The sequence below is a fragment of the Sphingobacterium sp. JUb56 genome (assembly GCF_014191365.1).
Classification (GTDB): domain Bacteria; phylum Bacteroidota; class Bacteroidia; order Sphingobacteriales; family Sphingobacteriaceae; genus Sphingobacterium; species Sphingobacterium anhuiense.
In genome coordinates this window covers 4,246,773-4,257,741 of record NZ_JACHWL010000001.1, presented here as the reverse complement: position 1 = coordinate 4,257,741, position 10,969 = coordinate 4,246,773, and the positions used below count along the sequence as shown (strand labels likewise).

Annotated in this window: 10 protein-coding genes; 8 read left to right on the top strand and 2 right to left on the bottom strand. The window is 36.7% G+C overall.

Features of this window, described 5'->3' with window-relative positions:
- Positions 1 to 119 precede the first annotated feature (119 nt).
- The gene (locus FHR29_RS18110; RefSeq protein ID WP_183916174.1) at positions 120 to 2,381 is read right to left on the bottom strand and encodes a family 20 glycosylhydrolase; all 2,262 of its coding nucleotides are present in this window, start codon (positions 2,379 to 2,381) and stop codon (positions 120 to 122) included.
- A gap of 148 nt (positions 2,382 to 2,529) precedes the next feature.
- On the opposite strand from FHR29_RS18110, the gene lipA reads away from it, so the two are divergent.
- The 7 genes from lipA (at position 2,530) to FHR29_RS18075 (ending at position 8,949) form a co-directional block, all read left to right on the top strand.
- Positions 2,530 to 3,411 carry a lipoyl synthase gene (gene lipA / locus FHR29_RS18105; protein WP_021190648.1) on the top strand — a complete coding sequence of 294 codons (882 nt, stop codon included), beginning with the start codon at positions 2,530 to 2,532 and terminating at the stop codon, positions 3,409 to 3,411.
- 90 nt (positions 3,412 to 3,501) lie between these two features.
- Positions 3,502 to 4,065: a Crp/Fnr family transcriptional regulator gene (locus tag FHR29_RS18100; protein ID WP_183916172.1), complete on the top strand. Its 564-nt coding sequence runs from the start codon at positions 3,502 to 3,504 to the stop codon at positions 4,063 to 4,065.
- A gap of 100 nt (positions 4,066 to 4,165) precedes the next feature.
- On the top strand, positions 4,166 to 5,557 hold the full coding sequence (locus FHR29_RS18095; protein ID WP_183916170.1) for a TolC family protein: 1,392 nt from the start codon (positions 4,166 to 4,168) through the stop codon (positions 5,555 to 5,557).
- Positions 5,558 to 5,559: 2 nt separating this feature from the next.
- Positions 5,560 to 6,531: an HlyD family secretion protein gene (locus FHR29_RS18090; protein ID WP_183916168.1), complete on the top strand. Its 972-nt coding sequence runs from the start codon at positions 5,560 to 5,562 to the stop codon at positions 6,529 to 6,531.
- Between the two features lie 5 nt (positions 6,532 to 6,536).
- On the top strand, positions 6,537 to 7,718 hold the full coding sequence (locus tag FHR29_RS18085; protein WP_183916166.1) for an ABC transporter permease: 1,182 nt from the start codon (positions 6,537 to 6,539) through the stop codon (positions 7,716 to 7,718).
- Between the two features lie 240 nt (positions 7,719 to 7,958).
- Positions 7,959 to 8,198 (top strand): hypothetical protein, encoded by a 240-nt coding sequence (locus tag FHR29_RS18080; protein ID WP_156169715.1) that lies wholly within the window; start codon positions 7,959 to 7,961, stop codon positions 8,196 to 8,198.
- Positions 8,199 to 8,352: 154 nt separating this feature from the next.
- Entirely contained in the window at positions 8,353 to 8,949 is a 597-nt protein-coding gene (locus FHR29_RS18075; protein ID WP_183916164.1) for a hypothetical protein, read from the top strand.
- Between the two features lie 110 nt (positions 8,950 to 9,059).
- Here the strand turns inward: FHR29_RS18075 and FHR29_RS18070 are convergent, their stop codons facing one another.
- Positions 9,060 to 9,470: a BrxA/BrxB family bacilliredoxin gene (locus FHR29_RS18070; protein ID WP_021190642.1), complete on the bottom strand. Its 411-nt coding sequence runs from the start codon at positions 9,468 to 9,470 to the stop codon at positions 9,060 to 9,062.
- Between the two features lie 171 nt (positions 9,471 to 9,641).
- Between FHR29_RS18070 and ahcY the strand changes: the two genes are divergently transcribed.
- Complete coding sequence (ahcY, locus tag FHR29_RS18065; RefSeq protein ID WP_021190641.1) at positions 9,642 to 10,958, top strand: adenosylhomocysteinase; 1,317 nt, start codon at positions 9,642 to 9,644, stop codon at positions 10,956 to 10,958.
- The last annotated feature ends 11 nt before the right edge of the window (positions 10,959 to 10,969 follow it).

Here is a 10,969-nt window from a genome sequence, read left to right as displayed (position 1 = left end):
TTTTATTTGATTTTCCGATATTTATTTTCAGATAAATCATTTATGTACGGGAGGATAGTCAAAAAGAGAGCAGCAGCACATTTTTTTAATACCGCTGCTCTCTGTAAAGAATGCATTATTTAATAGACAATCAGCTCATCCGCAAATAGAAATCCTTTTTTCGGATTTGTTGCTACGACACGTACAAAACGTGCTTGTTGAGGCTTCGCTAATTTCAATTCAAACCGTTTGAAAGTTAAGGTTGGGTCTTGATCAGAAACGTCGTTCTGTACGATACCGACCTCTCTGAAAGTTCGACCATTTTCGGATAATAAAACTTTAAATTCTCCAGGCATATATACGCCAGGACCTGTAATCTGCATGAAATTCATGGCAACACTATTGATCTCTTCACGTCGCTCGAAATCAACAACAACATCAAGATCTTTTAAAAATCCTTGCCATTGCCCATCTTGGTATGTTAACCCGCCTTTAACACCGTTTGTTAATGTCAGTTCTTTCTGTGCAGGATATCCATCGTCCCATTTATTTGTATAAGAAACAGCTTTTCCTATTGCTTTATGAACATCCAGTTGGATCGTTTCGATGGGTCCGACCTGAGTTGAATCTAAAAAGTAAGCTGCTTTAACAATCGTAGGAACAGAGAGATCAAATGAATTGTTATAAGGGGTTGCTTGATAAGTGGGTTTTGATCCATCTATCGTAAATCGGATATTATCTGCATGTAATTGTTCGGTCGTTAATGTTACCGTATTTGAGGCCTTCTTTGCATCAAAATCTACGGAAGCTTTTACATTGTACGATGGTCGATAATAATTGATATCGAAGTGCTGTAAAATTTTATAGTGTGATTGCAGTCTTTTATGGAAGTTCGGCCAATTTTTTAGATCAGCTTTTGTCCAGACAACTTCAGCTAAAGCTAATGTTCTTGGAAAAGCCATGTATTCTAATTGTTGATAATTAGGCATGTATTCTGCCCATAAATTTGCCTGAGCACCTAAAACATGCTTAATTTTATCTTGCTGAATAGCAGCTGGAATAGGGTTGTATTCATAGACTTTACTGATAGGAAGGTATCCGCCAATTGTTTCAGGTTGCGTTCTAGGGTCCGTTTGGTATGAATCAAAATAAAGGTGGGATCCTGGGGTCATGATGACATCGTGTCCTGCATTAGCCGAATTGATACCTCCTGATTCGCCTCTCCAGCTCATCACAGTAGCACCTTTTGTCAATCCTCCTTCTAAGATTTCGTCCCAGCCGATAATTTTACGACCTTTAGATTGGACATATTCATCCATCTGTTTAATCAAGTAACTTTGAAGTTCTTCTTCAGATTTTAAACCTTCTTTTGCTTTTAAAGCTTGACATTTAGGACAGGTTTTCCAATGTTTCTTATCGGCCTCATCTCCTCCAATATGAATGTAAGGTGAAGGAAATATGGCAATAACTTCATCCAGTACATTTTTTAAAAACTCATAAGTTTTCTCATTACCGACACAGAATTCAGATTGTGTATACGGTTTACCGGAGCAGGATAATTCGGGGTAAATGGCTAAAACTTCTTCAGAGTGTCCAGGCATTTCAACTTCAGGAATGACATTAATCCCCCGTTGCGCGGCATAGGCTACGAGTTCTCTGGCTTGATCCTGTGTATAGAATCCACCACTTGCATTTGGAGTTCCTGCATCCACATATTGACGGCCATTGTTCCACCAGTCTTTCCATTTTACATGCGTGCGCCACGCCGCTTTATTGGTTAATTCTGGGTATTTCTTAATCTCTAATCTCCATCCCGCTCCATCAGTCAAATGCCAGTGCAGATTATTCAATTTGTAGAGAGCCATAACATCTACAAATTTCTTCATAATAGGGAAAGGAATAAAATGACGTGAAGGATCTAAATGTAATCCGCGATATGAAAAACTTGGTTGATCTTCGATATCCACAGCATTTATCTGAGCAGGATCGTCCTGTAAGTAGCCGAGTTGAACAAGTGTGTAAATGGCATTGATGACAGGGGCAACTTCATGAGCTAGGATAACAATTCCTTTATCAGTAATACCGATGCGATAGGCTGCTTTATCTAGTTTATCTGTTTCCTCAGCTTTTAAGATGCGAATTCCTTCTTTGGGGGCTTTCTTTATCTTTTTTACAATTTCGGTCGTAATAGATGTTATAGCCGGATGTTCCGTTAGTAACTGACTGGCATTTATGAATTCTTCTGAAACATAAACTTTTGGAAAAGCTGGAATTTGATAAGAACCAACTGCTAGTGTAAGACTGCTGGGTTTCGGTATTAAGTCAAAATTTTGCTGAGCAAATATTTTTAGGGGTAAAAGTCCCGCTAAAAGTACCAAAGTTACTGAATGGCTAAATCGCATGTGAATTGGTATTTAATATGATGTTTTACAAATATCATAAAAAAAACAATACGTTCAACTGTATGATATGTGGTGACAATGGTTATTATGATAGTATTCAAACAAAATGTCGATAAAAAATTACATTTATAATCATTAACTTTGCATCATGATTGAACTTCCAGTTATCCCTGCAACACAAACACAGCGTAAGCCAGATTGGTTGCGTGTAAAATTGCCAGTTGGTAAAGAATATAGACATGTAAGAGGACTAGTAGACGAGCATAAGCTACATACGATCTGTGAGAGTGGAAACTGTCCTAATATGGGTGAGTGTTGGGGTGCAGGAACTGCTACATTCATGATTTTAGGCAATATTTGTACACGTTCGTGTTCGTTTTGCGCTGTATCAACGGGGCGTCCCAAAGCTGTTGAACTGGATGAACCAGCGCGAGTTGCTAATTCGGTTAAACTGATGCAGGTGAAACATTGTGTCATTACTTCTGTCGATCGTGATGACTTGAAAGATGGGGGTTCTATCATTTGGGCAGAAACAATCAATGCTATTCGTCAAGAAAGTCCTACAACTACTTTAGAGACTTTGATTCCTGATTTTAAAGGACAATGGGAAAATCTTGATCGCGTGCTTGCTGTTCGTCCAGAGGTTGTATCTCATAATATTGAAACCGTAAGACGTTTGACTCGTGAAGTGCGTATTCAAGCAAAATATGATCGTTCATTAGAATGTCTTCGTCGTATTTCTGAAGCCGGTCTGCGTACCAAATCGGGTATTATGCTTGGTTTTGGAGAGACTGAGGAAGATGTTATTGAGACAATGCAAGATTTATTTAATGTAGGGGTTGATATTTTAACAATAGGTCAATACTTACAGCCGACTAAGGCTCATCACCCTGTAGTGGAGTGGGTTACACCTGCGCAGTTTGATAAATATAAAGAAATTGGTTTAAAAATGGGATTCAAATATGTTGAATCTGGTCCATTAGTGAGATCTTCTTATCATGCAGAAAAGCATTTGTTTGATATGCAATAGAAGAAAAAATATATGTTAGAAAAGCCCTTACTATAAATAGTAAGGGCTTTTTTTTGTGGTTTTTTGATTTAAAATTGGCATATTTAAGTTATGACTGCATTGGAACATTTCAAAACCTTATATCTTATTGATGACGACTTAATGTTGTTGTTTTCTCAGATTATTGAAACAAAGGAATTTTATAAAGGAGATATAATTTTTGAACCTGATAGCTACTTAAAATATATTTATTTTGTAGAATCTGGCTTAACACGGATCTTCTACTATAAGAATGGTAAGGATATTACACATTATTTCTTTGGACCCAATACATTTAGTACAGGTATAGAGAGTGTTTTCTATCAAAAACCTTCTTTATTTGGTTTTCAAGCCTTGACCACATGTAAAATTTCATTCATATCTTTTCAACATATTTTGGAATTAGCAAAGACTCACATTGTCGTGAATCAGATCATTCAAAAAGTTTTACTCGATTCGGTGATCAGTTTCTCCAATCGGTTTTATAATATGCAGTTTCAAACGGCTATGGAACGATACCAATTATTATTAACAGAAAATTCGGAACTTCTTAAAAATGCTTCTCTAGGACATATTGCCTCATATTTAGGGATGTCGCAACAGACTTTATCGGTAATAAGAGGACAACTTGATTAATTTTTTCCTTTTTAAGATATCTTAAAAATTAAATCGTAAAACATACGCATCTTTGTATTGTTACTTAATATACTAATCGACCCTTATGCGAGTTATGAATATGTTAGTTAAAAAGATTTCATGCTTTATATTTTTAATGCCTTTTCTGTTTCAAAATACAACGTTTGGACAGCAAGGTATTAGTCCCCAGCTAAAAGAATTTATTCAAAAGGCAATTCAGAATAATAGCGATATTAAGAATAGTTATTTAGAAAATCAGAAAACCCTTTTAGATAAGAATTCTGTGAGCGGAAAGTTATTACCCCACATATCTGCTATGGGCATGTATGGATATCTCAATGCTAGTGGAGAATTGGATCTTCCAACAAAAACCCTTCCGATCTTGGGACTGAATCTTTTTGAAGGCGCACAAAAATTTAATACCTCTTCTCAGGTTGGCTTTGCAGGTGTAAATGCGACACAGGTTATCTTTAGTGGTCTACAGATTACGAATGGGAAAAAAGCTTTGGACGAAAAGTATAAAGCACAGCAGCTGATGACCGAGGCCGGTTATGAGGGCCTTGCTCAGGAAGTGGTGCAGACTTTCGACCAGATCATGTTATTGAAAGAAGTTGATGCCTTGATTGCTGATTCGGAGAAAAGATTGAATAAGGAGCATCTTAAAGTAGTAAAAGCGATCGAGAATGGTTTGGCTATACCTTACGATCGTGATAAAATTAAATTGGCTATGCTGGAGTTAGAAAGCAAGAAAGCCGAATCGACCAATAGTCGTGAACTCTTATATTTTAAATTGGAGGAATTGACTAAAATGCCTCTAGATAGTCTTAAGACAGTGAGCTATCCATTGGAACTAGCGATTGTAGATCCGATACAACCTGCTGTAGAGAACAGGAAGGAAATGCAAGCTTTGGCAAGTTCTCAACGTGCATACGAGTATGTACTGAAAAAAGAAAAGGGTGCAAAATTACCACAGATTTTTGCTTTTGGTAGTGCTTTTTATTTCAACGCCTTTGACACAAAGTTCAAATTCAAAGATGTACCGCTTGCCGGTGATCTTAATTTAAGTGCTAATCATTTTCAGATGGCACCGGGTTTTGCTGTAGGGGTTGGTGTTAAGTGGGATGTATTTGATGGAAATCAACATCGAAATAATATCAAAAAAGCAAATCTGGATCTGGTTATGAATCAGAATAAATGGAATGATACGCGGGATAAACTAATGTTGCTGCAACGTAAGACAAATTCGGATTACCAGTTGTCGATGAAAAAAATGGCGGTGCATGAACAGCAGATAAAAATTGCAAATAATAATCTTTCATTGGCATCAAAGCAATTTGAAGCTGGATTAATAGATGTAACGGAAAGGTTAAGTGCAGAAAATGAGCTTTACAAGCAGTCACTTAGTTTTTATAATCAACTTTTATTACAGCGTACTGCTGTTTTAGAATTATTAAAATCACAAGGAAGTCTTTATCAATCATTAGTGAAATAATTATGAGAAAATATATATCTATACTTGGAATCGCGGCATTAATGCAAAGCTGTAGCAATGAAGCTCCTCTTAAAAATACTTTTGAGGGAAAGATTGAGCGGGATCAGATTGCTGTAACGACCAAGATTCCTGGCAAAATACATCAGATTTTAGTGAGTGAGGGCGATGTTGTGCAGGCTGGTGACACCTTGATGATTTTGGAGTTTCCAGAGGTTGAAGCCAAATCTATTCAGGCTAAAGGGGCTCTTGAGTCTGCTGAGGCGCAATATAAAATGGCTGTAAAAGGAGCAACAGATAATCAGTTGAAGCAATTGCGAGCGAAGCGTGATGGGTTGCGTGAGCAATTTGAATTTGCACAAAAATCACTGAATAGAATGCAAAACCTCATTAAGGACTCTTTGGTTGCTCAACAGCAATACGATGAAGTTTATATGAAATTTCAAGGAGCAAAGAATCAATATTTAGCTGTTCAGGCCGAACTTGCGGATGCTGAAAACGGTGCCCGAGTAGAACAGCAGAAAATGGCGCTGGGACAAAAGGAGAGAGCAATAGGGGCGGTATCCGAAGTGGATGTTGCAACGAAGGAACGTTTTATCATCGCGCCTCAAAATATGACAATTGAAACCATAAATTTAAAAGTCGGGGAACTTGCTTTGGCGGGATATAGCTTAATTTCTGGTTACTTGGTGGATGGTACCTATTTTCGGGTTACAATTCCTGAAAAGCAGTTACATAACCTGACGGTAGGAAGTAAGCAGCAACTTTCATTTCCATATTTAGAGAATAAAAAAATAGAAGCTGAGGTGGTTTCCATTAAAACATTGAGTTCTTATGCGAATATTGCTACGGCTTATCCTGATTTTGAACAGCAGGAATCTTTGTTTGAGGTAAAATTGAAACCTGTGCAAAAAGATGGTTCGGATAAATTATTGACTAAGGCGACGTTTATTCTTCATCTTGATAACACAAAATAAGTATTATGCGCACATTCGTATCCTTATTAAAACGAGAATTTAGGCTCTTTTTTCAAAATAAAGTGTTATTGATGCTTTTTGTGGGCGCACCTATTTTATATGGGGTGTTAATTGGTGCAGTTTATCAAAAGGGTAAAGTGACTCATCTACCTATTATCGTTGTAGATCAAGACAGAAGTCCGCTAAGCAAGCAACTGATCACAATGTTTAATGAGAGTGAGGTGATTTATGTTGCAGCAGTTTTGCCAGATGCTTTTAATGCAAAACAAGAGGCATTGAAACATGAAGCAACGGTTGTGGTACAGATTCCAAAGAATTTTGATTCGGATGTGAACTATAACCGTTCTACGGAGTTGACGCTCTTTGTCAATGCAGCCAATACATTAACTTCTAATTATGCGAGCATGGCGGCGAATGTCTGTGCAGCAACATTAAAAGCTGGTATTCAGATTAAAGCACAGCAGAAGAAAGGTGTCCCAGGGTACGTAGCCAATCAGCAATATGAACCTTTTAAAACTACAATCATTAAACAGCATATTAAAAGCGGAAACTATTTATATTTCATGCTTCCGGGCGTGCTATTAACTGTATTACAACAAGTGATGATGTTAGCTTTGGCATTAAGTTTTGCATCAGAGTTTGAAAAGGGAACATTTGTGGAGTTAGTATCTAAATCGTCTAATGTGCTGCTGCTGATTTTAGTGAAAATAGCTCCTTTTTTGATCATGTCCGTAGGTATTTATTTTCTTTATTATGGTTTTTCACTTTTTTATAGAATGCCTCTTGAAATACCAATTGGTCCGTTTTTATTAGGAACTGTATTCTTCTTACTCGCAGTTAGTTTTATCGGTATACTGGTGAGTATTATTATTCCGAGTCAACTTAAAGCAACCGAGATACTCATGGTTATCGCTACACCAAGCTTTATCTTGAGCGGCTTTACGTGGCCTTTGAGCCAGATGCCTGATTGGGTAGTCTATATCTCTAAATTGATTCCGCTGACACATTATTTAGAGATCTTCCGAGTGTTAGTGATAGAACAGGGGGCAGTTGCAAATGTGAAGTCCTCGATCTTAGCGCTGGCTTTGACAACAGTTGTTTGTTTTATTCTTTCATTTGTTCTATTGTATTTAAAAGTTCGAAAAATAAAGAAGGAGAATGTACCAGTTGTTAAGGAGATTGAATGATGTGTATGAATATAAGGATATGTGCATGAAGTATGGAGGTTAAAACATACAGTTTTAATATTTTACAAATTTCAGTTTAAAAATAACATCATTACTTGTAATCATAATTATTATAATACAATAATAAATGATTTTTGATTTTAATTTATTGTAAATAAGTGTGTTAAATAATTTTGGGATTGTTTTGTGGCACTTGGTTTGAGCGATTCTTATCAAAATAAACTAACGCTATCTTCAATTATGAAAGCAATAAAATTTTCAGGAATAACTGCAGCTATCGTTGCCTCTTTATTGGTTTATGGAGCAGCCGCAGTATCTGCGCAACAGACGCATCCTGTGAAAAAATCGGAACCAAAGGTGAAGCCAGCAGCACCGGTTAAAGAAAATCCTGAGGCGGCAAAGGATTCAACTGCAGGAAAAAAGACTCCTGACAGAAAGGGTAATAAAATGATGCCTAAAGCTAAGCCACCAGGTAAATAAAGAACCAGATTAAAGGGTTTTATGACTGATCTCATAAAACCCTTTTTTATTAACCATTAGTAACGTTAAATGTCTGTTAACGTGCTTGTTGTTAAGGCGTTTTGGCATTTATTTTGATTTTTAAAACTAGTTTTACACTTAAATATATTGGGTTATGAATACCTTAAATTATTTTAAAAAAATGGCAGCATTAGCTGCATTTATTTCTTTGTTTGGTATTACCATGAGTACTGCACAAGAAACTACTCCAAACAAGGCTGTTAAAAAAACAGAGAAAGCGGTGAAGGATAATACCGTAAAAGCAAAAGAGACAGCTAAAAAGGAGAAGGTTTCCGCAAGTAAAACGGTAAAAGCTTCGGAAAAAGTAAAGGAGAATGCTGCAAGTACAAAACAGGTCGCTGAAAAAGAAAGTAAGGTCGCTAAATCAGATGCCGTTAAAGCTACTAAAGCTGCCGGAAAAGCGAAGGATGAAGCAATAAAAGCGAAGGAAGTAAATAAGCAGTCAGTTAAGAACGAAAGCGCTTTATCAAAAGCGGAATCTGAAAAAGCGATTAAATCAACTGAGAAAGCTAAAAGTAATGTGACAGCTTCAACAAATAAGGTGAAAAAATCGACTGCAACTCCTACTAAAGCAACTGCAGGCAAGTTATCTTCAGAGAAGTATAATGGTCATGATGTATATATTGGCCCAGAAGGGGGCAAATATTATATCAATAGTAATGGTAATAAGACTTATATTCCAAGAAATTAATTTGAATCTGCAGGGCTCATTTGAGCAAAACAAATGATTTGATAATATCAAAAAAGGCTATTCGAATAACTCGAACAGCCTTTTTCTTTTTCAAAAATCAAAATAAATGATTAACAGTACTCGTCAAATGCAGCTGCTAAATTATCAGCGATCATTTGGGCAGAGCGACCTTCAATCATGTGTCTTTCTATCATGTGAACTAATTTGCCATCTTTGAATAATGCCATAGCAGGAGAAGACGGAGGATAAGGCAACATATAGTTTCTAGCTTTATCAACAGCTTCTTTTTCCATACCAGCAAAAACAGTAACAAATTTAGTTGGATGTTTTTCATTTTTTACTGCCGCTTTAGCAGCAGGACGAGCATTTGCTGCTGCACAACCACATACTGAGTTTACAACCACAAATACAGTTCCTTCTGTAGCAATAGCCGCATCAACTTGCTCAGCAGTTTTTAATTCTTCGAAACCTACATCTGTAAGCTCTTTACGCATTGGTTCTACTAAATATTCTGGATACATAATCTTCTTTTTTAAATTTAATCATACAAATATAAGTGTTGTTAGGAGCTAAGTCAAGACGTTAGTCTCAAAACAATGTCAGAATTTTACAGCTTTCAAATTCAACGTTTTGATTTAAAGGTATTGAATGGTATTTTTGCTAATAAATTTAAAACTTAAAAAGAATAATATATGTCATCAGTAGAAAGTACGTACGTACCATACAAAGTTAAGGACATCACCCTTGCTGAATGGGGCCGTAAAGAAATAGAATTAGCGGAAGCTGAAATGCCGGGTTTAATGAGCCTTCGTGCTGAGTTTGGTGCTGCAAAACCTTTAAAAGGTGCGCGTATTGCGGGTTGTCTTCACATGACTATTCAGACAGCTGTTTTAATTGAAACTTTGGTTGAACTGGGTGCTGATGTGACTTGGTCATCTTGTAATATCTTTTCTACACAAGACCACGCCGCTGCTGCCATTGCAGCTGCTGGGATTCCCGTATATGCTTGGAAAGGTATGAACGAAGAAGAATTCAATTGGTGTATTGAGCAAACATTATTCTTTGGTGAAGAGCGTCAACCGTTGAATATGATCTTAGACGATGGTGGTGATTTAACAAATATGGTGTTTGATAAATATCCAGAATTGATCGCTGAAATCAAAGGTTTGTCTGAAGAAACAACTACTGGTGTTCACCGTTTATACGAACGTATGAAGAACGGGACATTACATTTACCAGCTATCAATGTTAATGATTCTGTTACAAAATCTAAATTTGATAATAAATATGGTTGTCGCGAATCTTTAGTGGATGCTATCCGTCGTGCAACAGATTTGATGTTGGCAGGTAAAGTTGCTGTTGTAGCGGGTTACGGTGATGTAGGAAAAGGTTCTGCAGAGTCTTTACGTTCTGCTGGTGTTCGTGTTATCGTGACTGAAATCGATCCTATCTGTGCTTTACAGGCAGCTATGGAAGGATTTGAAGTGAAAAAATTTGCTGATGCTGTGAAAGAAGCTAATATCGTTGTTACGACTACAGGTAATAAAGATATTGTTCGTCCTGAGCATTTCAAATCAATGAAAGACAAAACGGTCGTTTGTAATATCGGTCACTTTGATAATGAAATTGATGTTGCTTGGTTAAATGAAAACTATGGTAATACAAAAATTGAAATTAAACCTCAGGTTGATAAATATACGATTGACGGTGTTGATATCATTTTATTAGCAGAAGGTAGATTAGTGAATTTAGGCTGTGCTACTGGACATCCTTCATTCGTAATGTCAAATTCATTCACAAACCAAACGTTAGCGCAATTGGAATTATGGACGAATACGGCTGCTTATGAGAATAAAGTGTACACACTTCCAAAATATTTGGATGAGAAAGTTGCTCGTTTACATTTAGCGCATATCGGTGTTGAACTGGATGTGTTGACTGAAGAGCAGGCTTCTTATATTGGTGTTACAGTTGACGGTCCGTTTAAAGCGGAAGCTTACCGTTACTAGTATTATTTTTT